Source organism: Streptomyces sp. NBC_01198 (assembly GCF_036010485.1).
Taxonomy (GTDB): domain Bacteria; phylum Actinomycetota; class Actinomycetes; order Streptomycetales; family Streptomycetaceae; genus Actinacidiphila.
Window position 1 is genome coordinate 3,250,244 of record NZ_CP108568.1, and the last position, 25,701, is coordinate 3,275,944.

The 25,701-nt window shown below is 70.8% G+C and carries 23 protein-coding genes and 1 pseudogene; 6 read left to right on the forward strand and 18 right to left on the reverse strand.

Going from position 1 to position 25,701, the window contains the following annotated elements:
- From egtB to OG702_RS14510, 5 genes and pseudogenes are all read left to right on the forward strand, one after another.
- Positions 1–1,428, forward strand: a complete 1,428-nt coding sequence (gene egtB, locus OG702_RS14490; RefSeq protein WP_442814418.1) for an ergothioneine biosynthesis protein EgtB — start codon at positions 1–3, stop codon at positions 1,426–1,428.
- Positions 1,428–2,156, forward strand: a pseudogene (egtC, locus tag OG702_RS14495) (ergothioneine biosynthesis protein EgtC); the annotation flags it as partial. The gene egtB and the pseudogene egtC, both read left to right, overlap by 1 nt.
- A 99-nt stretch (positions 2,157–2,255) precedes the next feature.
- Positions 2,256–3,233, forward strand: a complete 978-nt coding sequence (gene egtD, locus OG702_RS14500) for an L-histidine N(alpha)-methyltransferase (protein ID WP_327293230.1) — start codon at positions 2,256–2,258, stop codon at positions 3,231–3,233.
- A gap of 166 nt (positions 3,234–3,399) precedes the next feature.
- On the forward strand, positions 3,400–4,038 hold the full coding sequence (locus OG702_RS14505; RefSeq protein ID WP_327289292.1) for a flavin reductase family protein: 639 nt from the start codon (positions 3,400–3,402) through the stop codon (positions 4,036–4,038).
- A 123-nt stretch (positions 4,039–4,161) separates the two neighbouring features.
- Complete coding sequence (locus OG702_RS14510) at positions 4,162–4,632, forward strand: hypothetical protein (RefSeq protein ID WP_327289293.1); 471 nt, start codon at positions 4,162–4,164, stop codon at positions 4,630–4,632.
- Between the two features lie 145 nt (positions 4,633–4,777).
- On the opposite strand, the gene nuoN is transcribed toward OG702_RS14510, so the two are convergent.
- Genes nuoN through OG702_RS14580 form a run of 14 tightly spaced genes read right to left on the reverse strand, consistent with a single transcriptional unit; the run spans position 4,778 to position 20,820 of the window.
- The gene (gene nuoN / locus OG702_RS14515) at positions 4,778–6,424 is read right to left on the reverse strand and encodes an NADH-quinone oxidoreductase subunit NuoN (RefSeq protein WP_327289294.1); all 1,647 of its coding nucleotides are present in this window, start codon (positions 6,422–6,424) and stop codon (positions 4,778–4,780) included.
- Positions 6,421–8,016 carry an NADH-quinone oxidoreductase subunit M gene (locus OG702_RS14520; protein ID WP_327289295.1) on the reverse strand — a complete coding sequence of 532 codons (1,596 nt, stop codon included), beginning with the start codon at positions 8,014–8,016 and terminating at the stop codon, positions 6,421–6,423. The genes nuoN and OG702_RS14520 overlap by 4 nt, the downstream gene beginning before the upstream one ends.
- A 2-nt stretch (positions 8,017–8,018) precedes the next feature.
- Positions 8,019–9,923 (reverse strand): NADH-quinone oxidoreductase subunit L, encoded by a 1,905-nt coding sequence (gene nuoL / locus OG702_RS14525; RefSeq protein WP_327289296.1) that lies wholly within the window; start codon positions 9,921–9,923, stop codon positions 8,019–8,021.
- Between the two features lie 14 nt (positions 9,924–9,937).
- On the reverse strand, positions 9,938–10,237 hold the full coding sequence (gene nuoK / locus OG702_RS14530) for an NADH-quinone oxidoreductase subunit NuoK (RefSeq protein WP_033177728.1): 300 nt from the start codon (positions 10,235–10,237) through the stop codon (positions 9,938–9,940).
- Complete coding sequence (locus tag OG702_RS14535; RefSeq protein ID WP_442814420.1) at positions 10,234–11,121, reverse strand: NADH-quinone oxidoreductase subunit J; 888 nt, start codon at positions 11,119–11,121, stop codon at positions 10,234–10,236. The genes nuoK and OG702_RS14535 overlap by 4 nt, the downstream gene beginning before the upstream one ends.
- Complete coding sequence (gene nuoI / locus OG702_RS14540) at positions 11,118–11,777, reverse strand: NADH-quinone oxidoreductase subunit NuoI (RefSeq protein WP_327289298.1); 660 nt, start codon at positions 11,775–11,777, stop codon at positions 11,118–11,120. Before nuoI ends, OG702_RS14535 begins: the two co-directional genes overlap by 4 nt.
- The gene (gene nuoH, locus OG702_RS14545) at positions 11,770–13,161 is read right to left on the reverse strand and encodes an NADH-quinone oxidoreductase subunit NuoH (protein WP_327289299.1); all 1,392 of its coding nucleotides are present in this window, start codon (positions 13,159–13,161) and stop codon (positions 11,770–11,772) included. Before nuoH ends, nuoI begins: the two co-directional genes overlap by 8 nt.
- The gene (locus OG702_RS14550) at positions 13,158–15,638 is read right to left on the reverse strand and encodes an NADH-quinone oxidoreductase subunit G (RefSeq protein ID WP_327289300.1); all 2,481 of its coding nucleotides are present in this window, start codon (positions 15,636–15,638) and stop codon (positions 13,158–13,160) included. Before OG702_RS14550 ends, nuoH begins: the two co-directional genes overlap by 4 nt.
- Positions 15,635–16,969, reverse strand: coding sequence for an NADH-quinone oxidoreductase subunit NuoF (gene nuoF, locus OG702_RS14555; protein ID WP_327289301.1), 1,335 nt, complete (start codon positions 16,967–16,969; stop codon positions 15,635–15,637). Before nuoF ends, OG702_RS14550 begins: the two co-directional genes overlap by 4 nt.
- Positions 16,969–17,832 (reverse strand): NADH-quinone oxidoreductase subunit NuoE, encoded by an 864-nt coding sequence (gene nuoE / locus OG702_RS14560; RefSeq protein ID WP_327289302.1) that lies wholly within the window; start codon positions 17,830–17,832, stop codon positions 16,969–16,971. Before nuoE ends, nuoF begins: the two co-directional genes overlap by 1 nt.
- Positions 17,829–19,166, reverse strand: a complete 1,338-nt coding sequence (locus tag OG702_RS14565) for an NADH-quinone oxidoreductase subunit D (protein ID WP_327289303.1) — start codon at positions 19,164–19,166, stop codon at positions 17,829–17,831. The genes nuoE and OG702_RS14565 overlap by 4 nt, the downstream gene beginning before the upstream one ends.
- Positions 19,163–19,882 (reverse strand): NADH-quinone oxidoreductase subunit C, encoded by a 720-nt coding sequence (locus OG702_RS14570; RefSeq protein ID WP_327289304.1) that lies wholly within the window; start codon positions 19,880–19,882, stop codon positions 19,163–19,165. Before OG702_RS14570 ends, OG702_RS14565 begins: the two co-directional genes overlap by 4 nt.
- Positions 19,879–20,433, reverse strand: a complete 555-nt coding sequence (locus OG702_RS14575; RefSeq protein ID WP_033177720.1) for a NuoB/complex I 20 kDa subunit family protein — start codon at positions 20,431–20,433, stop codon at positions 19,879–19,881. The genes OG702_RS14570 and OG702_RS14575 overlap by 4 nt, the downstream gene beginning before the upstream one ends.
- A 27-nt stretch (positions 20,434–20,460) precedes the next feature.
- Positions 20,461–20,820, reverse strand: a complete 360-nt coding sequence (locus tag OG702_RS14580; RefSeq protein ID WP_033177906.1) for an NADH-quinone oxidoreductase subunit A — start codon at positions 20,818–20,820, stop codon at positions 20,461–20,463.
- 568 nt (positions 20,821–21,388) lie between these two features.
- Here OG702_RS14580 and OG702_RS14585 point away from each other — a divergent pair.
- On the forward strand, positions 21,389–22,276 hold the full coding sequence (locus tag OG702_RS14585) for a C40 family peptidase (protein WP_327289305.1): 888 nt from the start codon (positions 21,389–21,391) through the stop codon (positions 22,274–22,276).
- A gap of 76 nt (positions 22,277–22,352) precedes the next feature.
- On the opposite strand, the gene OG702_RS14590 is transcribed toward OG702_RS14585, so the two are convergent.
- From OG702_RS14590 to OG702_RS14605, 4 genes are all read right to left on the reverse strand, one after another.
- Positions 22,353–22,781 (reverse strand): hypothetical protein, encoded by a 429-nt coding sequence (locus OG702_RS14590; protein WP_327289306.1) that lies wholly within the window; start codon positions 22,779–22,781, stop codon positions 22,353–22,355.
- A gap of 19 nt (positions 22,782–22,800) precedes the next feature.
- On the reverse strand, positions 22,801–23,235 hold the full coding sequence (locus OG702_RS14595) for a hypothetical protein (protein WP_327289307.1): 435 nt from the start codon (positions 23,233–23,235) through the stop codon (positions 22,801–22,803).
- A gap of 282 nt (positions 23,236–23,517) precedes the next feature.
- Complete coding sequence (locus tag OG702_RS14600) at positions 23,518–24,894, reverse strand: IS1380 family transposase (protein WP_327289308.1); 1,377 nt, start codon at positions 24,892–24,894, stop codon at positions 23,518–23,520.
- 148 nt (positions 24,895–25,042) lie between these two features.
- On the reverse strand, positions 25,043–25,510 hold the full coding sequence (locus OG702_RS14605) for a pyridoxamine 5'-phosphate oxidase family protein (protein WP_327289309.1): 468 nt from the start codon (positions 25,508–25,510) through the stop codon (positions 25,043–25,045).
- Positions 25,511–25,701: the final 191 nt, after the last annotated feature.

The window sequence follows — 25,701 nt, forward strand, 5'->3', positions numbered from 1 at the left end:
GTGACAAACTCTCGCACCACCGGTACCAGCAGTACGCCCCCCGCCGCGGCCACTCCCGCCGCTCCGGGCACTTCCGCCGCAGCGGCCCCTCAGGCCCCGGCGGCCAGGGCGCTCGCCGCCCTGGAGGCCGCCCGGCGGCGTACCGAGATCCTCACCGACAGTGTCGACGAGCAGGACCTGACCGCCCAGCACTCCCCCCTGATGTCGCCGCTGGTGTGGGACCTCGCCCACATCGGCAACCAGGAGGAGCTGTGGCTGGTCCGTGAGGCCGGCGGGCGCCCCGGCCTGCGCCCGGACCTCGACCACGTCTATGACGCGTTCCGGACGCCGCGCGCCGACCGCCCCGCCCTGCCGCTGCTCGGCCCGGCTGAGGCCCGCGCCTACCTCGCCGCGGTCCGCGACCAGACCGCCGAGGTCCTCGAAAGCGTCGACACCGGCCCCGACCAGCCGGAACGCCTGCTCGCCGACGCCTTCGTCTTCGGCATGCTGGCCCAGCACGAGCAGCAGCACGGCGAGACGATGCTCGCCACCCACCAGCTGCGCACCGGCGCGCCGGTCCTCGACGCGCCGGAGCCGCCGCCCGCGCCCTCCGACGCGGCGCTGCTGCCGCGCGAGGTCCGCATACCCGGCGGCCCCTTCACCATGGGCACCAGCACCGAACCGTGGGCGCTGGACAACGAACTGCCCGCGCACACCGTCGACGTGCCCGGCTTCTGGCTGGACACCGTGCCGGTCACCAACGGCGCCTACGCGGAGTTCATCGCCGCGGGCGGCTACGACGACCCGGCCTGGTGGACGCCGGAGGGCTGGCGGCACGTCCGCGAGGAGGGCCTGGTCGCGCCGCAGTTCTGGGAGCGGGACGGCGACGGCTGGACCCGCCGCCACTTCGGCCGCACCGAGCCCGTACCGGCCGACGAGCCGGTGTTGCACGTGTGCTGGTACGAGGCGGACGCCTACGCCCGCTGGGCCGGCCGCAGGCTGCCCACCGAGGCGGAGTGGGAGAAGGCGGCCCGGCACGACCCGGCCACCGGCCGCTCCCGCCGTTACCCCTGGGGCGACGAGGACCCCGGACCCGAGCACGCCAACCTGGGCCAGCGCCACCTGCGCCCCGCCCCCGCCGGCAGCTACCCCGCCGGCGCCGCGCCCAGCGGCGCCCGGCAGCTCATCGGCGACGTGTGGGAGTGGACGGCGTCCGACTTCTCCCCCTATCCGGGCTTCGTGGCCTTTCCCTACAAGGAATACTCCGACGTCTTCTTCGGCCCCGACTACAAGGTGCTGCGCGGTGGCGCCTTCGGTGTCTCCCCGGTGGTGGCCCGCGGCACCTTCCGCAACTGGGACTACCCGATCCGCCGGCAGATCTTCGCGGGCTTCCGCACCGCGCGGGACGACGACGGCGCCGGCGCGGCAGCTGGGGACGGGCGCGGCTGATGTGCCGCCATCTCGCCTACGTGGGGCCGCCGGTCTCCCTGGACCGGCTGCTGGTGCGGCCCGCACACGGCCTGTACGAGCAGTCGTGGCAGCCCCGGCGGCAGCGCCACGGCACGGTGAACGCCGACGGCTTCGGCGTCGGCTGGTATCCGCAGGACACCGCGGAGGAGGACGGCGGCGAGGGCGGTCCCGGCCGGCCGGCGCGCTACCGGCGGGCCGTCCCCGTATGGGCGGACGCCAACTTCGCCGAGCTCTCCGCCGCGGTGCGCAGCGGCGCCGTCCTCGCCGCGGTGCGGTCGGCGACCGCGGGGACCACGCAGGACGAGTCGGCCGCCGCGCCTTTCAAGGACGGCCGCTGGCTGTTCAGCCACAACGGCGCCGTCAGGGACTGGACGCGGCTGCCCACCGGGCTGACCGACGCCGAGTTGCTCGGTCTTGAGGCCCGCAGCGACTCGGCGGCGCTGTGGGCGATGCTCACCGCGCTGCTGCGGCAGGGCCAGCCGCCGGGCGGCGCGCTGGCCTCGGTCGTACGGCAGGTCGCCGCCGCCCGGCCGGAGGCGCGGCTCAACCTGCTGCTCACCGACGGCCGCACCATCGCCGCGACCGCCTGGGGCGACACCCTCTGGTACCGCACCGGCCCCGGAGCGGCACTGGTCGCCTCCGAGCCCGACGACGAGCCGGCCGGTACGCACCCGGCCGGCCGGAGCCCCGGATTCGGCGAATGGCGGGAAGTCCCCGACCGTTCGCTGCTGCTGGCCACCACCGCAGGAGTACGGATCATCCCGCTGCGCCCCCCAGGGGCCGCCGACCGCAAGGAGCGCCATCGCATGCCCGAGAGCCGCTTCACCCTCGACGACCGGCTGCCCGCCGGCTACTTCACCGACACGCTGCACGACGACGTCCGCAGGGGCCTGAGCGAACCGCCCCGCACGCTGCCGCCGAAGTGGTTCTACGACAAACGCGGCAGTGACCTCTTCGAGGAGATCACCCGGCTCCCCGAGTACTACCCGACGCGCGCCGAGCAGGAGATCCTGGCCCGCCGGGCTCCCGAGATCGCCGCCCTGACCCGGGCGAGCACCCTGGTCGAGCTGGGGTCCGGCTCGTCGCGCAAGACCCGCCTGCTGCTCGACGCGCTCACCGCCGGCGGCAGCCTCGTGCGCTACGCGCCGCTCGACGTCAGCGCCTCGGCGCTGGCGGAGGCGGGCGAGGCGATCTGCCGCGACTACCCGGGGCTCACCGTCACCGCCACCGTCGCCGACTTCGAGGGCGGCCTGCCGCTGTCGGACGAGCCGGGTCCGCGGCTGCTGGCCTTCCTCGGCAGCACCATCGGCAACTTCGACGCCGACCAGCGCCGCGCCTTCTACCGCACCCTGGCGCTCGACCTGAGCAGCGACGACGTGCTGCTGCTGGGCGCGGACCTGGTCAAGGACCCGGACGTCCTGGTCCGCGCCTACGACGACGAGCGGGGCGTCACCGCCGAGTTCGACAAGAACGTGCTCTACGTCCTCAACCGGGAGCTGAACGCCGACTTCGACCCGGAGGCCTTCGAGCATGTCGCGCTCTGGAACGCGGCCGAGGAGCGGATCGAGATGCGGCTGCGCTCCCGCATCGCGCAGACCGTCAAGATCCCGGACCTCGACCTGAGCCTGGACCTCGCCGAGGGCGAGGACCTGCGCACCGAGCTGTCCTGCAAGTTCCGCCGGGAGTCGCTGACGGCGGAGCTGCACGAGGGCGGCTTCACCGTCCGCCAGTGGTGGACCGACCCGGACGAGCGCTTCGCCCTGCTGCTGGCGGTGCCCAACTAGCCACCACCGTCGCTGGATCGACCCCCGGTGCGCCGGGGGTCCTTCCGCGGGGCCGGCGGGTCGGAGCGTGATGTCCGATCCCCGCCAGCGGCCCGCGCGGGAGTCGGGGAGGGTCGGGGCAGGCCCGCGCGACTCCGGCGGGCACGTCCGCGCGAAAGGCACGTCGATGCATGTGGTCCCAGGCCTCAAGGTGCTGTACTTCGGCACTCCGGTCGTCCTGATCAGCTCCCGCAACGAGGACGGCTCCGCGAACCTCGCCCCGATGTCGTCCGCTTGGTGGCTCGATCAGCACTGCATGCTCGGGCTCGGCAACAACAGCCGGACGGCGGCCAATCTGCGCCGCGAGCGGGAGTGCGTACTCAACCTGCCCGCCGCCTCGATGGTCGACGCCGTCGACCGGCTCGCGCTCACCACGGGGAATCCGGTCATCCCTGAATACCGGCTCCGGCAGGGCTACCGCCACGAGCGCGACAAGTTCACGCTGGCGCGGCTGACCGAGCAGACGTCGGAGCTGGTAGGACCGCCCCGGGTCGGGGAATGCCCGGTCCAGCTGGAGTGCCGGGTCGTCGCGGTGCACCCGTTCGGCGACGACGACACGGACGCGACCGCGTTCCAGGTCGAAGTGCTGCGGGCCCATGTCGAGGAGGAGTTGGTCGTCCCAGGCACGCATTACGTGGACCCGCTCGCCTGGGATCCGCTGATCATGAAGTTCTGCGAGTTCTTCGGAGGCGGGGACAACGTCCACCCGTCGCGGCTGGCCCAGGGCTGGAAGATGCCGCACCAGCTCCCCTCGGGCGTCGCCTGAGGCCGGGCGCGCAGGGTGATCGCCGGGTGACGGAACGGCGTCGGAGTACGCGGTTCGGCCTCCGGGGGCGTGGTGGCCCGGCTACCGTTCTGGTGAGCGGGGCAACAGCGGCTGGGGGCTGGGATGTTCGGTGCGGAGTTGGCGGTCGGGTACGTGTTCGCGTGGGCGGTGCGCAAGGCGCGCCGGGTGGCGGGCGCGGCCGACGAGGTGGTGGACCAGACGCTGGACGCCGGGGTCGAGCGGGTCAGCCGGCTGGTGACCGACCACCTCGGCGGCGAGCGTGCGCTGGCAAGGGTCGAGGAGGAGGCGGCGGCCGGCGCGGTCGAACTGTCCCGGCAGACCCGCCAGTTCCTGCTGCTGGCCCTTGAGGACGAGGCGGGCCGCGACGCCGCCTTCGCCCAGGCCTTGGAAGAGGCGGTCACCGCCGCCCGCGCGGCGGAGGCGGCAGGGGCCTCGGCCGTGGCCTCCGGTGACGGGATCGCGGTCGGCGGGAACGTCGGCATCAGGGCCGAGAACGGATCCGCGGCGGCGCTGCGGATGGGGGATGTGACGCTGGGAAACCCTCGGCCACCGGGTTCGCCCACCCAGGGCTGAGCGAACCCGGACTCCCGGACGCGGACTCGCCTACGTGCAGACCCGCACCCCCGGCGCCCCCGCCTGACCCGCACCCCGACGCACTGCGGGGTGCCGGCCCGAAGGCCCGCACCCCGCAGTCCGTGAAAAAGCGCGCCCGGCGGGGCTACCGCACGAAGACGCCCGCCTTGTCGGCCAGGTCGAGGAAATACTGCGGTGCCAGGCCCAGGACGAGGGTGACCGCGACGCCCAGGGCGATGGCCGTGGAGGTCATCACGGACGGGATCGCGACGGTCGGGCCGTCGGGCTTCGGCTCGCTGAAGAACATCAGCACGATCACCCGGATGTAGAAGAACGCGGCGATCGCCGACGAGATGACGCCGATGATGACCAGCGGCATCGCGCCGCCCTCGGAGGCCGCCTTGAAGACCGCGAACTTCCCGGCGAAGCCGGAGGTCAGCGGGATGCCGGCGAAGGCCAGCAGGAAGACCGCGAAGACCGCCGCGACCAGCGGCGACCGGCGGCCCAGGCCCGCCCAGCGCGACAGGTGCGTGGCCTCGCCGCCCGCGTCGCGGACCAGGGTGACGACGGCGAAGGCGCCGAGGGTCACGAAGGAGTACGCGGCCAGGTAGAACAGGACCGACGAGATGCCGTCCGGGGTGGTGGCGATGACGCCGGCCAGGATGAAGCCGGCGTGGGCGATGGAGGAGTAGGCCAGCAACCGCTTCACGTCGGTCTGGGTGACCGCGATGACGGCGCCGGCGAGCATCGTGAGGATCGCGACGCCCCACATGACGGGACGCCAGTCCCACCGCATGCCCGGCAGGACGACGTAGAGCAGCCGCAGCAGCGCGCCGAAGGCGGCGACCTTGGTGGCGGAGGCCATGAAGCCGGTGACCGGGGTGGGCGCGCCCTGGTAGACGTCGGGCGTCCACATGTGGAAGGGCACCGCGCCGACCTTGAACAGCAGGCCCATCGCGACCATCGCCAGGCCGATCAGCAGCAGCGCGTCGTTGCCGGTGGTGGAGGCGAGCGCCGGCGTCATGGTGGCGGTGCCGTCGATGACCGCGGAGATGCCGGAGTACGAGACGGTGCCCGCGTACCCGTAGAGAAGCGCGATGCCGAACAGCAGGAAGGCCGAGGAGAAGGCGCCGAGCAGGAAGTACTTGACGGCGGCTTCCTGGGACATCAGGCGGTTGCGGCGGGCCAGCGCGCACAGGATGTACAGCGGCAGCGAGAAGACCTCAAGGGCGACGAACAGCGTCAGCAGGTCGTTGGCGGCCGGGAAGATCAGCATGCCGCCGACCGCGAACATCAACAGCGGGAAGACCTCGGTGCTGGTGAAGCCGGCCCGCACCGCGGCCTTCTCCTGGTCGCTGCCGGGGACGGCGGAGCCCTGCGCGGCGAAGGAGTCGACCTGGTTGCCGTGGGCGAGCGGGTCGAGCCGGCGCTCGGCGAAGGTGAAGACCGCCACGATGCCGACCAGCAGGATGGTGCCCTGCAGGAAGAGGGCCGGGCCGTCCACGGCCACCGCCCCCATGGCCGCGATGTGCGCCTTGGTGGTGCCGTAGCCCTTCTCGGCGAGGGCGACCACCGCGGCGAAGCCCGCCGCGAGGCCGACCACGGCGAGCACGGTCTGCGCGCTGTAGCGGGACTTCCTCGGCAGGAAGGCCTCGACCAGCACGCCGAGCGCCGCGGCCCCGAAGACGATCAGGACCGGGGCGAGCTGGGCGTACTCGATGTGCGGGGCGGGGATCTTGTCGGCGACTGGCGCCGCCGTTGTCCACAAGCTGTGGACGGAGGATGCGCTCACTTCTTCGCCTCCAGCGCGGGCTTGGGGTCGGTCTTGTGCACGTCGGAGAGCGTGTGGTGCACCGACGGGTTGACGATGTCGGTGACCGGCTTGGGGTAGACGCCCAGGAAGATCAGCAGGGCGATCAGCGGGGTGACCACCACCAGTTCGCGGACCTTGAGGTCGGACATGCCCTCGATGCCGGCCTTGACCGGGCCGGTCATGGTGCGCTGGTAGAGCACCAGAACGTAGACCGCGGCCAGCACGATGCCCAGCGTCGCCACGATGCCCAGCGCCGGGTAGCGGCTGAACGTGCCGACCAGGACCAGGAATTCGCTGACGAAGGGCGCCAGGCCCGGCAGCGACAAGGTGGCGAGGCCGCCGATCAGGAAGGTGCCGGCCAGCACCGGGGCGACCTTCTGCACGCCGCCGAAGTCCGCGATGAGCCGCGAGCCGCGCCGGGTGATCAGGAAGCCGGCCACCAGCATCAGGGCGGCGGTCGAGATGCCGTGGTTGACCATGTAGAGCGTCGCGCCGGACTGGCCCTGGCTGGTCATGGCGAAGATGCCCAGGATGATGAAGCCGAAGTGCGACACGGACGCGTACGCGATGAGCCGCTTGATGTCGCGCTGCCCTATGGCCAGCAGGGCGCCGTAGACGATGCTGATCAGCGCGAGCACCAGGATCACCGGGGTCGCCCACTTGGACGCCTCAGGGAAGAGCTGGAGGCAGAAGCGCAGCATCGCGAAGGTGCCGACCTTGTCGACCACCGCGGTGATCAGGACGGCGACCGGCGCGGTCGACTCGCCCATCGCGTTGGGCAGCCAGGTGTGCAGCGGCCACAGCGGGGCCTTCACCGCGAAGGCGAAGAAGAAGCCGAGGAAGAGCCAGCGTTCGGTGGACGTCTCGATGTGCAGCTTGCCGGACGCCCGGGCCGACAGGATCTCCTGGAGCGAGAAGGTGCCGGTGCCCAGCTGGTGGGCGGTCACGGTGTAGAGGCCGATGACCGCGGCCAGCATGATCAGGCCGCCGGCCAGGTTGTAGAGCAGGAACTTGACCGCCGCGTACGAGCGCTGCCGCCCGGCCTCCTCCTCGCCGCCCGCGTGGGCGCGGTCGCCGAAGCCGCCGATGAGGAAGTACATCGGGATGAGCATCGCTTCGAAGAAGATGTAGAAGAGGAAGACGTCGGTGGCCTCGAAGGACAGCACCACCATCGCCTCGACCAGCAGGATCAGCGCGAAGAAGCCCTGGGTGGGCCGCCAGCGCCGGTTGGGGTTGACGTCTTCGAGGGGGTCGGCGTCGTGCCAGCCGGCCAGCATCACGAACGGGATGAGCAGCGCCGTCAGCGCCACCATCACCGCGGCGATGCCGTCGACGCCCAGCTCGTAGCGCAGCCCGAAGTCCTTGACCCAGGCGTGCGACTCGGTCAGCTGGTAGCGGGCGCCGTCCGGGTCGAACCTGACCAGGACCACGGCCGCGAGCACCAGTGTCGCGACCGCGAAGAGCAGAGCCGTGTACTTGGCGGCGGCCTTCCGCGCCGCGGGCACCGCGGCGGTGACGACCGCACCGGCGGCCGGGACCACGGCGGTCACGGTGAGGAGAGGAAAGGACATGATCAGACCGCCCTCATGAGAAGGGTCGCGGCGACCAGCACCGCGGTGCCGCCGAGCATCGAGACGGCGTACGAGCGGACGTAGCCGTTCTGCAGCCTGCGGAGCCGGCCGGACAGGCCGCCGACGGAGGCGGCGGTGCCGTTGACGACACCGTCGACCAGCGAGTGGTCGAGGTAGACCAGCGAGCGGGTGAGGTGTTCACCGCCGCGGACCAGGACGACGTGGTTGAAGTCGTCCTGCAGCAGGTCGCGGCGGGCCGCCCGGGTCAGCAGCGAGCCGCGCGGGGCGACCGCGGGGACGGACCTGCGCCCGTACATCAGCCAGGCGAGGGCGACACCGACGACCAGCACCACCAGGGTGGCGGCGGTGACCGTGCCGGCGCTGACCGGCGAGTCCCCCTCGCTGTGGCCGGTGACCGGCTCGAGCCAGTGCACGAAGCGCGAGTTGAGGCTGAAGAAGGCGCCGGCGAAGACCGAGCCGAAGGCCAGGATGATCATCGGGATGGTCATCGAGGACGGGGACTCGTGCGGGTGCGGCTCGTGGCCCTCGGCGTCCGGCTGCCAGCGCTTCTCGCCGAAGAAGGTCATCAGCATCACGCGGGTCATGTAGAACGCGGTGATCGCCGCGCCCAGCAGGCCCGCGCCGCCCAGGATCCAGCCCTCGGTGCCGCCCTTGGCGAAGGCGGCCTCGATGATCTTGTCCTTGGAGAAGAAGCCGGACAGCCCGGGGAAGCCGATGATCGCCAGGTAGCCGAGGCCGAAGGTGACGAAGGTGATCGGCATGTACTTGCGCAGGCCGCCGTAGTGGCGCATGTCGACCTCGTCGTTCATGCCGTGCATGACCGAGCCTGCGCCCAGGAAGAGCCCGGCCTTGAAGAAGCCGTGGGTGACCAGGTGCATGATCGCGAAGACGTAGCCGATCGGGCCGAGCCCGGCAGCCATGATCATGTAGCCGATCTGCGACATCGTCGAGCCGGCCAGCGCCTTCTTGATGTCGTCCTTCGCGCAACCGACGATCGCACCGAAGAGCAGGGTGACCGCGCCGACGGTGACCACCGCGGTCTGGGCGGCGGGCGCCGCGTTGAAGATGGCGCCCGAGCGGGTGATGAGGTAGACGCCGGCGGTCACCATGGTCGCCGCGTGGATGAGGGCCGAGACCGGGGTCGGGCCCTCCATCGCGTCGCCGAGCCAGGACTGCAGCGGCACCTGCGCCGACTTGCCGCACGCGGCGAGCAGCAGCATGAAGCCGATGCCGGTGACGGTCGCGTGCTGGGTGGCGGACGCCTGCTGCGCCTGCGGCAGGACCTGGCTGAAGGCGAACGAGCCGAAGGTGGTGAACATCAGCATGATCGCCACCGACAGGCCGATGTCGCCGACCCGGTTGACGATGAAGGCCTTCTTCGCCGCGGTCGCCGCGCTCGGCTTGTGCTGCCAGAAGCCGATCAGCAGATACGACGCCAGGCCGACGCCCTCCCAGCCGGCGTACAGCAGGAAGTAGTTGTCGGCCACCACCAGCAGCAGCATCGCCGCGAGGAACAGGTTGAGGTAGCCGAAGAAGCGGCGGCGGCGCTCGTCGTGCGCCATGTAGCCGATCGAGTAGATGTGGATCAGGGTGCCCACACCGGTGATCAGCAGCACGAACGTCATCGACAGCTGGTCCAGCTGGAAGCCGACGTCGGCCTGGAAGCCGTCCACCGGCACCCAGGTGAACAGGTGCGAGTGCAGGGCGCGGGCGTCGGCGTCCTTGCCCAGCATGTCGGCGAAGAGGACCGCGCCGAAGACGAAGGAGAGCAGCGCGAGCAGCGTGCCGAGCCAGTGGCCGACGCGGTCGAGCCGCTTGCCGCCGGTCAGCAGGACGCCCGCGCCGAGCAGCGGCGCCGCGACGAGCAGTCCGATCAGGGTTTCCACTTCTCGCAGCCCCTCTACAGCTTCATGAGATTGGCGTCGTCGACCGAGGCCGAGTGGCGGGAACGGAAGATCGACACGATGATCGCGAGCCCGACCACGACCTCGGCGGCGGCCACGACCATCGTGAAGAACGCGATGACCTGCCCGTCGAGGTTGCCGTGCAGCCGGGAGAAGGTGACGAACGCCAGGTTGCAGGCGTTCAGCATCAGCTCGACGCACATGAAGACGACGATCGCGTTGCGCCGGATGAGCACCCCGGCGGCGCCGATGGTGAACAGCAGCGCGGACAGGTACAGGTAGTTGGCCGGATTCACTTGGCGCCCTCCTCGGCCCGGTCGTTGTGCTCGGCCCGCTCGACCGGTCCGGCCGGTCCGACCGCGGGACGGTCGCCCTCGCGGCCGAGCCACCGCTCGGAGGTCAGTTCCAGGTCGGCGAGCCGCCGCATGGCGTCCCCCGACACGTCGCGGATCTGGCCGCGGTCGCGGAGCGTGGAGCTGACCGACAGCTCCGAGATCGTGCCGTCGGGCAGCAGGGCGGGGATGTCCACCGCGTTGTGCCGGGCGTAGGTGCCCGGCGCGGGCAGCGGGGTGACCTGGCGGCCCTCGCGGACCCGGGTCTCGGACAGCTCGCGCTGGGTGCGGCGCTCCTCGGTGCGCTCCCGGTGGGTGAGCACCATCGCGCCGACGGCGGCGGTGATCAGCAGGGCGCCGGTGATCTCGAAGGCCCACACGTACTTGGTGAACAGCAGGTGCGCCAGGCCCTGGACGTTGCCGCCGTCCACGGTGTTGGCCTGGCCGAGGCCGGTGAAGGTGTGCAGCGAGGCGTTGGCGATGCCGGCGATGAGCAGGATGCCGAAGCCGAGCCCGCACACCGCGGCCATCACCCGCTGGCCCTTGAGCGTCTCCTTCAGGGAGTCCGCCGCGGTGATGCCGACCAGCATGACCACGAAGAGGAACAGCATCATGATCGCGCCGGTGTAGACGACGATCTGGACGACGCCCAGGAAGTACGCGCCCTGCGCCAGGTAGAAGACCGCCAGGATGATCATCGTGCCGGCCAGCGACAGGGCGCTGTGGATGGACTTCTTCATCAGGACCGTGCCCAGGGCGCCGAGCACGGCGACCGTGCCCAGGATCCAGAACTGCACGGCCTCACCGGTGGAGGTCTGCGAGGCGGCGGCGGCCGCGAGCGGCATCATGCCTCGGCCCCCGTTCCCGCCGGAGCGGAACCGCCCGGGGCGGTGATCTCGGTGTCGGCCGTCCCCGCCGCCGGCTCGCCGGGCAGCGCCACCGTCTCGTCGGGCTTCTCGCCCTTGGAGACCGCGACCTGCCGTACGGTGCCGGGCGCGGCCTCGGTGACCAGGCCGCGGTAGTAGTCGCCCTCGTCCATGCCGGGGAAGATCGAGTGCGGCGACTCGACCATGCCCTCCTCCAGGCCGGACAGCAGCTGCTCCTTGGTGAAGATCAGCGACTCGCGGGTCCGGTCGGCGAGCTCGTACTCGTTGGTCATGGTCAGCGCGCGGGTCGGGCACGCCTCGATGCACAGCCCGCACAGGATGCAGCGGGCGTAGTTGATCTGGTAGACGCGGCCGTAGCGCTCACCCGGGGAGTAGCGCTCCTCCTCGGTGTTGTCCGCGCCCTCCACGTAGATCGCGTCCGCCGGGCAGGCCCACGCGCACAGCTCGCAGCCGACGCACTTCTCCAGGCCGTCCGGGTGACGGTTGAGCTGGTGGCGGCCGTGGAAGCGCGGCGCTGTGGGCTTCTTGTACTCGGGGTACTGCTCGGTGAGCCGCTTCTTGAACATGGCCTTGAAGGTCACGCCGAAGCCTGCGACCGGGCCGAGGAACTCAGGCATCGCCGTCCTCCTGCTTCTCCTGCTCCGGGGCGTCCTGGCCGGATGCGCCGACGAGTTGGGGCTGCGCCCGGCTGGGGCGGCGCGGCACCCGCTGCACCTGCTGCCCTGGCAGCGGGGGTACGGGGTAGCCGCCGGCCATCGGGTCGAACGTGTCCGGTGGGGCCAGCGGACCGTCCTCGCCGGGCTTCTGCTTGTCCTCGCGATCCCTGAACATGTCCGCGAGCAGCGAGATCAGCAGCAGCACGAGCACCGCGCCCGCGACGTACAGCACGATCTTGGTGAAGTCGTAGTTCTCGTTGCGCATCGCGCGCACCGCGGCCACCAGCATCAGCCAGACCATCGAGATCGGGATGAGCACCTTCCAGCCGAGCTTCATCAGCTGGTCGTAGCGCACCCGGGGCAGGGTGCCGCGCAGCCAGATGAAGAAGAACAGCAGCAGCTGGACCTTGACCACGAACCAGAGCATCGGCCACCAGCCGTGGTTGGCGCCCTCCCAGAAGGTGCTGACCGGCCAGGGGGCCCGCCAGCCGCCGAGGAAGAGGGTGGTCGCGACCGCGGAGACCGTCACCATGTTGACGTACTCGGCCAGCATGAACAGCGCGAACTTGATCGAGCTGTACTCGGTGTTGAACCCGCCGACCAGGTCGCCCTCGGACTCGGGCATGTCGAAGGGGGCGCGGTTGGTCTCGCCGATCATCGTGCAGATGTAGACCAGGAACGACACCGGCAGCAGGATCACGTACCAGCGGTCGTGCTGGGCGCTGACGATGGTCGAGGTCGACATCGAGCCGGAGTAGAGGAAGACCGCGGCGAAGGACAGGCCCATCGCGATCTCGTAGGAGATCATCTGGGCCGACGCGCGCAGCCCGCCGAGCAGCGGGTACGTCGAGCCGGACGACCAGCCGGCCAGCACGATGCCGTAGATGCCGACCGAGGCGGTCGCCAGGATGTAGAGGATGCCGATCGGCAGGTCGGTGAGCTGCAGCGCGGTGCGCTGCCCGAAGATGGACACCTCGTTGTCGGCCGGGCCGAAGGGCACCACCGCGAAGGCCATGAAGGCGGGGATCGCCGCCACGATCGGGGCGAGGACGAACACCACCTTGTCGGCCCGCTTGACGGTGACGTCCTCCTTGAGCATCAACTTCACACCGTCGGCGAGCGACTGGAGCATGCCCCAGGGCCCGTGCCGGTTGGGGCCGATACGCAGCTGCATCCAGGCGACGACCTTGCGCTCCCACACGATGGAGAACAGCACGGTCAGCATCGCGAAGGCGAAACAGAAGACGGCCTTGAGCAGGATCAGCCACCACACGTCGCTGCCGAAGAACGACAAATTCTCCGTGGTGGCGGCCAGCTGGCTGGCGCCGGCGATCTGGGCGCTCATGAGGACACCTCCGCGGAGATCGCGACGACCTGCCCGGGGCGGGCGCCCACGTCTGAGGCGACGCCGGAGCCGATCGAGTTGAGCGGGAGCCAGACCACCCGGTCGGGCATCGGGGTGACGGCCAGCGGCAGCGTGGTGGTGCCCGCCGGGCCGGTGACGGTGAGCGGTGCGCCGTCCTCGGCGCCCAGCTCGGCGGCGGTCGCGGCGGACAGCCGGGCCACCGCCGCGTGCCGGGTGGCGGCCAGCGCGTCGTCGCCGTCCTGCAGCCTGCCCTGGTCGAGCAGCAGCCGGTGTCCGGCGAGCACCGCCTGACCGGACTCGGGCCGCGGCAGCGGCACCGAGGACTCCAGCGGCGCGGGGCCGTAGGAGCCCGACCACCCGGACAGGGCGTCCAGTTCGGCGCGCGCGGACCTTACGTCGGACAGGCCGAGCTTCACGTCGAGCGCGTCGGCCAGCATGGTCAGCACCCGGGCGTCGGGGTGCTGCTGCCGGTTGACGGCCTGGTCGGGCTTGATGGCGGCCTCGAACATCCGCACCCTGCCCTCCCAGTTGAGGAACGTGCCGGCCTTCTCGGCGACCGCGGCCACCGGCAGCACCACGTCGGCGCGCTCGGTCACCTCGCTCGGCCGCTGCTCCAGGCTGACGACGAAGCCGACCGCGTCCAGGGCCGCGCGGGCGCGGGCCGGGTCCGGCAGGTCGGCGACCTCGACCCCGCCGACGAGCAGCGCGCCCAGCTCGCCGGTGGCGGCAGCCTCCAGGATCTCGGCGGTGTCCCGCCCGAACCGGCCGGGCAGCGTGGGCAGTCCCCACACCCGGGAGACCTCGTCGCGGGCCCGCGGGTCGGTGACCGGGCGCCCGCCGGGCAGCAGCCCGGGCAGCGCGCCGGCCTCGACCGCGCCGCGCTCACCGGCCCGGCGCGGGATCCACGCCAGGGCGGCGCCGGTGGCGGTGGCCAGCCGGATCGCCGCGGTGAGCCCGCCGGGAACGGCGGCCAGCCGCTCGCCGACCAGGATGACGGCGCCCGCGGTACGCAGCGCGTCCGCTGCCTGCCGTCCGGCCTCGTCCAGGCCGATCTCGCCGGCCAGCGCGTCCATCCACTCCGGTTCCGTGCCGGGTGCGGCGGGCAGCAGGATGCCGCCGGCCTTCTCCAGCCCGCGGGTGGTGTGGGTGGCCAGCGCGTACGTCTGCTGCTTGCGCTTGCGGTGGGCCTTGCGGAGCCGCAGGAAGACCCCGGGGGCCTCCTCCTCGGCTTCGAGGCCGGCCAGCAGGACCGCGGGGGCGGCCTCCAGCGCGGTGTTGGTGATCCCGCTGGTGTCCAGGTCCAGTCCGCGCCCGGCGACCGCGGCGGCCAGGAAGTCGGCCTCCTCGGCGGAGTGCGGGCGGGCCCGGAAGTCCACGTCGTTCGTGCCGAGCACGACCCGGGCGAACTTGGCGTAGGCGTAGGCGTCCTCGACGGTGAGCCGCCCGCCGGGCAGCACCGCGGCCCGGCCGTGCGCCGCGGTCAGCCCGGCCGCGGCGGCGGCCAGCGCCTCGGGCCAGGACGCGGCGACCAGTTCACCGGCGGCGTCGCGCACCAGCGGGTGGGTCAGCCGCTCGGGCCGCTGGGCGTAGCGGAAGCCGAAGCGGCCCTTGTCGCACAGCCACTCCTCGTTGACCTCGGGGTCGTTCGAGGCGAGCCGCCGCATGACCTTGCCGCGCCGGTGGTCGGTACGGGTGGCGCAGCCGCCCGCGCAGTGCTCGCACACCGACGGCGACGACACCAGGTCGAAGGGCCGGGAGCGGAAGCGGTACGCGGCCGAAGTCAGCGCGCCGACCGGGCAGATCTGGATGGTGTTGCCGGAGAAGTACGACTCGAAGGGGTCGCCCTCACCGGTGCCGACCTGCTGCAGCGCCCCGCGCTCCAGCAGCTCGATCATCGGGTCGCCGGCCACCTGGTTGCTGAACCGGGTGCAGCGGGCGCACAGCACGCACCGCTCGCGGTCGAGCAGCACCTGGGCGGAGATCGGCACCGGCTTGGCGAAGGTGCGCTTCTTGCCCTCGAAGCGGGTGTCCGGGTCGCCGACCTGCATCGCCTGGTTCTGCAGCGGGCATTCGCCACCCTTGTCGCACACCGGGCAGTCCAGCGGGTGGTTGATCAGCAGCAGCTCCATCACCCCGCGCTGCGCCTTCTCGGCGACCGGCGAGGTCAGCTGGGTGCGCACCACCATGCCGTCGGTGCAGGTGATGGTGCAGGACGCGACCGGCTTGCGCTGGCCCTCGACCTCGACGATGCACTGCCGGCAGGCACCGGCCGGGTCCAGCAGCGGGTGGTCGCAGAACCGCGGGATCTCGATGCCGAGCAGTTCGGCGGCCCTGATCACCAGCGTGCCCTTGGGCACCGAGATGGGGATGCCGTCCACGGTGACGGAGACCAGGTCCTCCGGCGGCACCGCGGGCTGCCCCGCGCCGGAGGACGCACTGCTTGTGGTGACGGTCACGCGTGGGCCTCCGTACGGTACTTGTCGGCCCAGGCGGTGGAGCGGGCCGGGTCGAAGGGGCAGCCCTTGTGCTCGATGTGCTCCTCGTACTCCTCGCGGAAGTACTTGAGCGAGGAGAAGATCGGGGCGGCGGCGCCGTCGCCGAGCGCGCAGAAGGACTTGCCGTTGATGTTGTCGGCGATGTCGTTCAGCTTGTCCAGGTCCTCGATCCGGCCCTTGCCAGCTTCGATGTCCCGCAGCAGCTGCACCAGCCAGTACGTGCCCTCGCGGCACGGCGTGCACTTGCCGCACGACTCGTGGGCGTAGAACTCGGTCCACCGGGTGACCGCCCGCACCACGCAGGTGGTCTCGTCGAAGCACTGCAGCGCCTTGGTGCCGAGCATCGATCCGGCGGCGCCGACGCCCTCGTAGTCCAGCGGGACGTCGAGGTGCTCCTCGGTGAACATCGGGGTTGACGAGCCGCCGGGGGTCCAGAACTTGAGCCGGTGGCCCGGGCGCATCCCGCCGCCCATGTCGAGCAGCTGGCGCAGGGTGATGCCGAGCGGGCCCTCGTACTGCCCGGGGCGCGCGACATGGCCGGACAGCGAGTAGAGCGTGAAACCGGGGGACTTCTCGCTGCCCATCGACTTGAACCAGTCCTTGCCGCGCTGCACGATGGCGGGAACCGAGGCGATGGACTCGACGTTGTTCACCACGGTGGGGCAGGCGTAGAGCCCCTCGACGGCGGGGAAGGGCGGGCGCAGCCTCGGCTGGCCGCGGCGTCCCTCCAGGGAGTCCAGCAGCGCCGTCTCCTCACCGCAGATGTACGCCCCGGCGCCGGCGTGCACGGTGATGTCCAGGTCGAAGCCGCTGCCCTGGATGTCGGTGCCCAGGTAGCCGGCCTCGTAGGCCTCGCGGACGGCTTCGTGCAGCCGGCGCAGCACCGGGACGGTCTCACCGCGGAGGTAGATGAAGGCGTGATGCGAGCGGATCGCGTAACACGCGATGATCATGCCCTCGATGAGGGAGTGCGGGTTGGCGAAGAGCAGTGGGATGTCCTTGCAGGTCCCCGGCTCCGACTCGTCGGCGTTGACCACCAGGTAGTGCGGCTTGCCGTCACCCTGCGGGATGAACTGCCACTTCATGCCGGTGGGGAAGCCCGCGCCGCCGCGGCCGCGCAGGCCGGAGTCCTTGACGTAGGCGATCACGTCGTCGGGCGCCATCGCGAACGCCTTGGCCAGCGCCTGGTAGCCGTCGTGCCTGCGGTAGGTCTCCAGCGTCCAGGACCGCGGGTCGTCCCAGAAGGCGGAGAGCACGGGCGCGAGCAGTTTCTCGGCCGGTTCCACGGTCATCACTCGCCCTCCTCCTGTTCTGCGTTGTCCGCGACCGGGTCCGCCGGGTGGGCCGGGTCGGACTCCGCGGTCTGCTGGGGCGCGTCGTGCGAGCTGGCGTGCTCGGCGGGCGACGGGGTGTCGGAGTGCGGGGCGGTGTCCTCGGCCGGCGACTCGCCGCGCTGCCCGACCACCCGGGCCGGGGCCTCGCCGCGGTGCAGCCGCAGGCCGGCCAGCGACGCGGGACCCGCGCCGCCGCTCGCCTCGACGGCGCCCTCGCGGGTGTCGGGGAAGCCGGCCAGGATGCGGGCCGTCTCCTTGTACGTGCACAGCGGCGCGCCCCGGGTGGGGCGCACCTCACGGCCGGCGATGAGGTCGTCGACCAGCTGCCGGGCGGAGTCGGGGGTCTGGTTGTCGAAGAACTCCCAGTTGACCATCACCACCGGGGCGAAGTCGCAGGCCGCGTTGCACTCGATGTGTTCGAGGGTGACCCTGCCGTCCGCGGTCGTCTCGTCGTTGCCGACCCCGAGGTGCTGCTTGAGCTCGTCGAAGATGGCGTCGCCGCCCATCACCGCGCACAGCGTGTTGGTGCAGACCCCGACCTGGTAGTCGCCGCTCGGCTTGCGGCGGTACATGGTGTAGAAGGTCGACACCGCCGTGACCTCGGCGGTGGTCAGGTCCAGCATCTCGGCGCAGAAGCGGATGCCGGTCCGGGTGACGTGGCCCTCCTCGGACTGCACCAGGTGCAGCAGCGGAAGCAGGGCGCTGCGCGATCCGGGGTAGCGGGCGATCACCTCCCTGGCGTCGCTCTCCAGCCGGGCGCGCACGTCGGCCGGGTAGTCGGGCGCGGGCATCTGCGGGATGCCCAGTGACACGTCGGTCATCGGTCGACGCCTCCCATCACGGGGTCGATGGACGCCACCGCGACGATGACGTCGGCGACCTGGCCGCCCTCGCACATCGCCGCCATGGACTGCAGGTTGGTGAACGACGGGTCGCGGAAGTGCACCCGGTAGGGCCGGGTGCCGCCGTCGCTGACGACGTGCACGCCCAGCTCGCCCTTGGCGGACTCCACCGCCGAGTAGGCCTGCCCCGGCGGCACCCTGAAGCCCTCGGTGACCAGCTTGAAGTGGTGGATCAGGGCCTCCATCGAGGTGCCCATGATCTTCTTGATGTGGTCCAGGCTGTTGCCCATGCCGTCCGGGCCGAGCGCGAGCTGCGCGGGCCAGGCGATCTTCTTGTCCTCGACCATGACCGGGCCCGGCGCGAGCCGGTCAAGGCACTGCTCGACGATCCGCAGGCTCTCGTGCATCTCGGCCAGCCGGACCAGGAAACGCCCGTAGGAGTCGCAGGTGTCCGCGGTCGGCACGTCGAACTCGTAGGTCTCGTAACCGCAGTAGGGGTCGGACTTGCGCAGGTCGTGCGGCAGGCCGGCGGCCCGCAGGATCGGGCCGGTGGCGCCGAGCGCCATGCAGCCGGTCAGGTCCAGGTAGCCGACGTCCTGCATCCGGCCCTTGAAGATCGGGTTGCCGGTGGCGAGCTTGTCGTACTCGGGCAGGTTCTTGCGGAAGGTCTTGACGAACTCCCGCACCTGGTCGATCGCGCCGGGCGGCAGGTCCTGCGCCAGGCCGCCGACCCGGACGTAGGCGTGGTTCATCCGCAGGCCGGTGATCAGCTCCAGGATGTCCAGGATCATCTCGCGGTCCCGGAAGCCGTAGATCATGATCGTGGTGGCGCCCAGCTCCATGCCGCCGGTGGCGATGCACACCAGGTGCGAGGAGATCCGGTTGAGCTCCATCAGCAGCACCCGGATGATGGTCGCCCGGTCCGGCACCTGGTCGGTGATGCCGAGCAGCTTCTCCACGGCCATGCAGTACGCGGTCTCGTTGAACAGCGGCGTCAGGTAGTCCATCCGCGTCACGAAGGTGGAGCCCTGCACCCAGGTGCGGTACTCCATGTTCTTCTCGATACCGGTGTGCAGGTAGCCGATACCGGACCGCGCCTCGGTGACCGTCTCGCCGTCGATCTCCAGGATCAGCCGCAGCACCCCGTGGGTGGACGGGTGCTGGGGACCCATGTTGACGATGATCCGCTCGTCGTCGGACTTGCCGACGGTCTCGGCGAGCTCGTCCCAGTCGCCGCCGGTGACGGTGAAGACCCGGCCCTCGGTGGTCTCGCGCTCCTCCGCCTGCTGTGGGGAGGCGTATCCGTTCGTCATGAGTACGACCTCCGCTGGTCGGGAGCCGGGATCTGGGCACCCTTGTACTCGACGGGGATGCCGCCGAGCGGGTAGTCCTTGCGCTGCGGGTGGCCGGGCCAGTCGTCCGGCATCATGATGCGGGTGAGCGCGGGGTGGCCGTCGAAGACGATGCCGAAGAAGTCGAAGGTCTCCCGCTCGTGCCAGTCGTTGGTGGGGTAGACGCCCACCAGTGACGGGACGTGCGGGTCGGCGTCGGGGACGCCGACCTCGACCCGGATCAGCCGGCCGTGGGTGATCGAACGCAGGTGGTAGACGGCGTGCAGCTCGCGGCCCTCGTCGTCGGGGTAGTGCACCCCGCTGACACCGGTGCACAGCTCGAAGCGCAGCGCCGGGTCGTCGCGCAGCGTGCGGGCGACCCGCACCAGGTGCTCGCGGGCGATGTGGAAGGTCAGCTCGCCGCGGTCCACGACGGTCTTCTCGATCGCCTCGGCCGGCGGCAGGCCCTGCTCGTCGAGGGCGCCCTCCAGCTCGTCGGCGATCTCGTCGAAGACGCCGTCCCGGCCGCCGTACGGCCGTGAACTGGCCCCGGGCAGCCGGACGGTACGCACCAGGCCGCCGTAACCGGAGGTGTCGCCGCCGTTGTTCGCGCCGAACATGCCCTTGCGGACGCCGATGACCTCGCCGGGGTCCTGCTCGCGCGGCGCCGGGACGCCGCCGGCCGTGGAGTCGCTCATCGCAGCAGCCCCTTCATCTCGATCGTGGGGAGCGCCTTGCGCGCGGCTTCCTCCGCCTCGCGGGCGGCCTCCTCGCGGTTCACGCCGAGCTTGCCGCCCTGGATCTTCTCGTGCAGCTTGAGGATCGCGTCGAGCAGCATCTCGGGGCGCGGCGGGCAGCCGGGCAGGTAGATGTCGACCGGCACGATGTGGTCGACGCCCTGCACGATCGCGTAGTTGTTGAACATCCCGCCGCTGGACGCGCAGACGCCCATCGAGATGACCCACTTGGGGTTCGGCATCTGGTCGTAGACCTGCCGCAGCACCGGCGCCATCTTCTGGCTCACCCGGCCCGCGACGATCATCAGGTCGGCCTGCCGCGGCGAGCCGCGGAAGACCTCCATGCCGAAGCGGGCCATGTCGTAGCGCCCGGCACCCGTGGTCATCATCTCGATGGCGCAGCAGGCCAGGCCGAAGGTGGCCGGGAAGACCGACGCCTTACGTACCCAGCCCGCCGCGGTCTCCACCGTCGTCAGCAGGAATCCGCTCGGCAGTTTCTCTTCGATACCCATGCGTTGGCTCCCTGGTCCCCTCGGTCCCTAGTCCCATTCCAGGCCGCCGCGCCGCCATACGTACGCGTAGGCGACGAAGACGGTGAGCACGAAGAGGAGCATCTCCACGAGCCCGAACATCCCCAGGCGGTCGAAGGTGACGGCCCAGGGGTAGAGGAAGACGATCTCGATGTCGAAGACGATGAACAGCATCGCCGTCAGGTAGTACTTGATCGGGAAGCGTCCGCCGCCGGCCGGCTGCGGAGTCGGCTCGATACCGCACTCGTACGCTTCCAACTTGGCCCGGTTGTACCGTTTCGGCCCGATGATCGAGGCCATGAAAACGGAGAAGATCGCGAAGCCGGCCGCGATGCCCCCCAGGACGAAAATGGGCGCGTAGGCGTTCACCGTCCCCCGCTCCTTCCAGTCGGCAGTGACTGACATGTCGGACCGTGACCTGTGGTGTGGTCCGCGCCACTTCCGCGAGGAAGATCGCGTCCATGTGAGGCAGTTCACAAGCCCAAGTCGCCTGCATCCTATGCCTCCCGGTCTGTGATCTGCGACACGGGGTACGGGCAGAGCTTTGTGATCTCCACCACCTGACCAATGATCATGAAGTCGGATGAGCGGTGATCATGGGGTGGATCATCGGCAAACGATCACTTCACATCACATCCGTGTTAATTCTTGCTGGTCAGAGGCGTGCGCTCATTATCAAGCGACCGCGACAGCGGGCAAATTGGTGTTGGACACGGCCGCGTGATAGCGCCGGGCCGGTCCGCCAACAGCCCCTCGGCGCCCGGGAATCAGCCGCGTGAATGTGGGCACGAGCGCATAGGTGACCGGCCCGCTGAAATGGCCTCAAACCACCCGATCCGCACGATCATGAAACGGGCATTTGAGCCGTGAACACGTCAACTGTGGCGCATCACACCTTTGTTGAACGGAACCTTTCATTCCTGATAGCCAGAGACGCATGCCCCAGAACAGACCACGGACCCATGCGTCCGCCTCGCAGATCCATACCGGCCGCCGGCGGCATGCCGCACCGCCCCGTCCCAACTGGACGCGGCGGGCCGGAATCGTCGGCGGTGTCGTCAGCGCGATCGCCCTCGGCGGTGCGACCGCTCCGGCCCTGGCCGACAACCACTCCACCAAGTCGCGGGACGCCGGACACGTCTCCGCCCGCGCCCTGAACGGCACGCTGGCCACCACCGTCACCGGTGAACAGGCCGCCGACGCGGTCGCGCAGGACGCGATCGAGATGACGATGGCCGCGCAGCAGCAGCACGCCGCCGACCAGGCCGCCGCGCAGGCCAAGGCGGCGTCCGCCGCGGCCGCCGCGAAGCACAAGGCCGCCGTCGCCGCCAAGGCCGCCAAGGCCCGCGCCACCGCGAGCGCGATCAGCGCCTCGCGCTCGGCCAAGCGCGCGAAGCTCACGATGACGCCGGTGGCGTCCACCTCGCCGGCGCCCTCGACCGCCGCCGCGGCGGTGCCGGCCGCGTCCGGCACCAAGGTCGACAAGCTGATCGCGTTCCTCAAGTCCCAACTGGGCAAGCCGTACGTCTACGGCGCCACCGGACCGGGCTCGTACGACTGCTCGGGTCTGACCCAGGTCGCCTTCGGCACGGTGGGCGTGAACCTGCCGCGCACCTCGCAGGAGCAGTCGACGGTCGGCACGCCGGTCGCGCTCGGCAGCCTGCAGCCCGGCGACCTGATCTTCTGGGGCGGTGAGGGCAGCGCCTACCACGTGGGCGTCTTCATCGGTAACGGCCAGTACCTCGACGCGGCGAACTCCTCGACGCCGGTGGGCATCCACCAGATGGTGGACTACGAGCCCGACTGGGCGGTCCGGGTCCTCTGACCCCGCCCGGCCCCTCCGGCTCTCCCGGCGCCGGCGGTCCGGACCGCCGGCGCCGGGAGAGGGGCGGGTATCCGGTTCAGACGCCGGGGCCGCAGGAATACGAGTTGCTGTACAGCATGTCGCCGACGCAGACCCGGGCCATGTAACCGGTCGAGTCCCAGTAGTAGTCGGTGTACTGGACCTCGCCGTTGGCCGAGTGGTGGATGCCCGAGATGGTGGTCCACGACGCGCCTTTGTTCGTGCTGCGCTGCAGCCAGCCCTGGCACTCACGGGCCCGGCTGCTCAGGTTGAGGGTGAACACCCCGCGTGCGTAGAGCGAGCCGTTGCTGTCGGAGGTCCCGAACTGGACGGCGCCGCCACAGTTCACGAACACGACCTCGGTGGTGAGCTGGACGTATCCGTCGGTGTACCCGGCCTGCGCCTGGGCGCTGTTGGTGACGCCCGTCGCCAGCCCCAGCGCGGCGGCGCAGGTCGCCAGTGCCCGGGCGGCCTTCTTCTTGTTCATGGTCATTCCTCCGGCCGGCTCAGAAGCCTTCGCCGCACGAATACGAGTTCCCGTAGATCCGGTCACCGGTGCAGACGCGCACCTTGTAGCCGGGGCCGTCGTAGTAGTAGAAGGTGCCCACTGTCTGGAGGTCGTGGGAGGGCGCGACGGTGAATCCCTCGATCATGGTCCAGGTGGTCTCGCTGTCCTTCTTGCGCTGCATCCACCCCTGGCACGGCTGGTCACGGGTGCTGTATCTGAGGTAGTACCAGGCGCGGGCGTACTCCTGGCCGTTGGCGTTGGACGTACCCATCTGGATCTCGGCCGAGCAGCCGACGAAGGACACGTAACTGTCCGCGATGTATCCGCCGTTGGTGTAGCCGTCCTCCGCCTGGGCGCTGTTCGTGACGCCCGTCGCCAGCCCCAGCGCGGCGGCGCAGGTCGCCAGTGCCCGGACAGCCTTCTTGCTGTTCATGGTGCCTCCCAGTACATGTTGTCCGAGTGCGGACAACATGAAGGGACCATACGACTTCCATAGGACTTTGGGGAATATCCCTCCGGCATCAACCTTGACGGCGGCCTAGCCTCGATCTTGCATGAGCCCTCGTTCGATGTTGACGGGGGCTTTTTGCTTGGCAGTTCTCGGGTTGTTTTGAGGGTGGGCAGGCTGGTGGCCCGGCTGTCGTGTCGGGTGGGCGCCGGGTTCCACGGTTCCGGAGGCAATCGGGTGCTCGTCGGGATGGGTTGATCCTGCTGGTCAGCCGGGGTCTGGCAGGGCTTGCAGCCGGGTGAAGGCGCTGGTGATCACGTGGGTCCAGGGCCAGTGGCGGGCGAGGCGGAGGATGCGCCGGCGGCCGGTGGTGACCAGGCGGGCGGCGGCGGAGAACAGCCTGAGGCGGAGCTTTTTGGGTTCCCACCGGCGGGCGGGGCCGGTCAGGGCGAGCATCGGCATCCAGGCCAGCAGGTCAAGTGCGAGCTGGACGACCTCCAGCCACAGCTGGTTGCTGGTGGTGTGGTGCAGGGGGAGGTTGTGCAGGCCGGTGGCACGGGCGGCCCGGATGCGGTCCTCGGCTCGGGCGCGCTGGCGGTGCCGCAGTTCCAGGGCAGCGATCGCGGTGCCGGTGGTGTTGGTCGCGAAGCACGTCAGGCGCATGCCGTCTGCGTCGGTGAACCGCAACTGCGCACCGGGGTGGGGCCGTTCTTTGCGGACGATAAGCCGCGTGCCTGCGGGCCAGCCGTTCAGGACGTCGCCGGCCAGTTCGGCGACCCAGGCGCCTTCGCGGACCTGGCCGTCGGGTTCGACCGCCGGGGTCCATGCCGGGGCCGGGATCTGCAGTACGGCGTGGTGGACGGCGTCGGTGATGGTCATCCCGACCGAGTAGGACAGCCACCGGCCCCGTGCGGTGAGCCAGTTCAGGAACGCGTGGGTGCCGCCCGCTGAGTCGGTGCGGATCAGCGTCGAGCGGCCCCGCCGGTGCTGCTTGGGCAGTTGGGCCAGGGCCAGTTTGGTGGTGGTGATGTGGTCGGCGGCGGTGTTGCTTCCCGCGTTGCCGGGCCGCAGCACGGCGGCCACCGGCTCCCCGGACCCGGCCGGGCCGTGGTCGACGAACGCGACCAGCGGGTGGTGGCCGAAGGTCTTCTTCCACGTCGCGGTCGCGTCCTGCTTGTCGGAGTGCGCCAGGACCAGCACCCCGTCGATATCCACGGTCACCTGCCCGTCCGCGTCGGGCGCGTCGGTGCCGGCCAACGTCCAGACCCGCTGGCGGACTTCGGCCCTGGCCCGGCGGATCGCGGTCAGCGCGCGGGGGCCGGCCCCGGCCAGGGTCTCGACCAGCCGTGAGACGGTCGGATCGGATGCCACCGGGCCGAACAGTGCGGGTTCGGCCCGCAGCACGCCGATGTCCGACAGGCAGTCCCCGCCCAGTGCCACCGCCACAGCGAGGTCTAGCAGGATCTTGCCCGGATCGTGCACGGCCCGCGGTTTGCGCCACGGCGCCAGTGCCGCCGATATGGCCGTGTCCAGCCCCGTCTTGCGGACGGTCTCCACCAGCAGCACCCCGCCGGCCTGCGAGACCACCCCGCCCCCGTCACCCTGGACACGGACAGGCGGATACGACCCGATACTCTTCTTCACCTGGGAAGTGCCTCTTTTGCTACCACGTACAGGACCCTCAGCAAGTCCTATCGTTGCAGCTCAGAGGCACTTTCTGCTTTCTTGATCACCTGCCGGACAGCGCCCCTCGTGAAAGCCCGAGGCTAGCGGGGAGCGGCAGGTCACGGCGTCACACCAGCCAGCGGCCGGCCTTCATCAGCAGTCGGCCCCTGAGCTCGGGAACCGTGCCCCAGGCACGGAGGTTGTCGAGCGCGACGCGGTAGAAGTCGTAGCGGTCCGCCTCCTTGCGCGGGTCCCAGCCGTCCTTCGCCGCGAAGGCGTCCCCGACGCCGTCCGGCAACTCGTCCCCGGTGAAGGCGGTGACGACGCCCTCGATGTGCACGACGTCCCGCGTGGTCCCCAGGCACAGCCGCACGGTGCCGGAGGCCGCCAGATTCGCCCCGGTCGGATTCGTCGGCCGGGTCGACAGCCACACGGCCTCGCCGTCCCACAGAAACGTCAGCGGCATCAGCGTCGGCACCCCCGCCGCATCGGCGCTGGCCGCCCACAGGTCGAACTCGCTCTCCAACAGGCGCAGCGCATTGCGCTTGCGCTCCTCGCGACTGCGGGGCCCCGCGGACTGCTCGTTCTCCGTCATGCCGCCCCACGCTAGCGACGCGCCCGCGAGCCGCGCATCGGGCGCAGGGCGTAGGACCGGAGGCCGGTAGCCCGCCCCCGGGGGAAGGCTCGCCGCCGCGTCGAATGGCCAATCGCGACGAGGCTCTGGGCTGCGTCCTGGGGCCTTGGAGCACCCCCGCGGCATCCGGCTCCCATACCAGGGTTGAAGCA

What these genes read in the sequence shown, in the direction of transcription:
- egtD (WP_327293230.1), top strand. Translation starts at nt 2,256, where the DNA reads ATGCCCGAGAGCCGCTTCACCCTCGACGACCGGCTGCCCGCCGGCTAC.
- OG702_RS14505 (WP_327289292.1), top strand. Translation starts at nt 3,400, where the DNA reads ATGCATGTGGTCCCAGGCCTCAAGGTGCTGTACTTCGGCACTCCGGTC.
- OG702_RS14510 (WP_327289293.1), top strand. Translation starts at nt 4,162, where the DNA reads ATGTTCGGTGCGGAGTTGGCGGTCGGGTACGTGTTCGCGTGGGCGGTG.
- OG702_RS14520 (WP_327289295.1), bottom strand. Translation starts at nt 8,016, where the DNA reads ATGTCCTTTCCTCTCCTCACCGTGACCGCCGTGGTCCCGGCCGCCGGT.
- OG702_RS14535 (WP_442814420.1), bottom strand. Translation starts at nt 11,121, where the DNA reads ATGATGCCGCTCGCGGCCGCCGCCGCCTCGCAGACCTCCACCGGTGAG.
- nuoI (WP_327289298.1), bottom strand. Translation starts at nt 11,777, where the DNA reads ATGCCTGAGTTCCTCGGCCCGGTCGCAGGCTTCGGCGTGACCTTCAAG.
- nuoH (WP_327289299.1), bottom strand. Translation starts at nt 13,161, where the DNA reads ATGAGCGCCCAGATCGCCGGCGCCAGCCAGCTGGCCGCCACCACGGAG.
- nuoF (WP_327289301.1), bottom strand. Translation starts at nt 16,969, where the DNA reads ATGACCGTGGAACCGGCCGAGAAACTGCTCGCGCCCGTGCTCTCCGCC.
- nuoE (WP_327289302.1), bottom strand. Translation starts at nt 17,832, where the DNA reads ATGACCGACGTGTCACTGGGCATCCCGCAGATGCCCGCGCCCGACTAC.
- OG702_RS14565 (WP_327289303.1), bottom strand. Translation starts at nt 19,166, where the DNA reads ATGACGAACGGATACGCCTCCCCACAGCAGGCGGAGGAGCGCGAGACC.
- OG702_RS14570 (WP_327289304.1), bottom strand. Translation starts at nt 19,882, where the DNA reads ATGAGCGACTCCACGGCCGGCGGCGTCCCGGCGCCGCGCGAGCAGGAC.
- OG702_RS14575 (WP_033177720.1), bottom strand. Translation starts at nt 20,433, where the DNA reads ATGGGTATCGAAGAGAAACTGCCGAGCGGATTCCTGCTGACGACGGTG.
- OG702_RS14585 (WP_327289305.1), top strand. Translation starts at nt 21,389, where the DNA reads ATGCCCCAGAACAGACCACGGACCCATGCGTCCGCCTCGCAGATCCAT.
- OG702_RS14590 (WP_327289306.1), bottom strand. Translation starts at nt 22,781, where the DNA reads ATGAACAAGAAGAAGGCCGCCCGGGCACTGGCGACCTGCGCCGCCGCG.
- OG702_RS14595 (WP_327289307.1), bottom strand. Translation starts at nt 23,235, where the DNA reads ATGAACAGCAAGAAGGCTGTCCGGGCACTGGCGACCTGCGCCGCCGCG.
- OG702_RS14605 (WP_327289309.1), bottom strand. Translation starts at nt 25,510, where the DNA reads ATGACGGAGAACGAGCAGTCCGCGGGGCCCCGCAGTCGCGAGGAGCGC.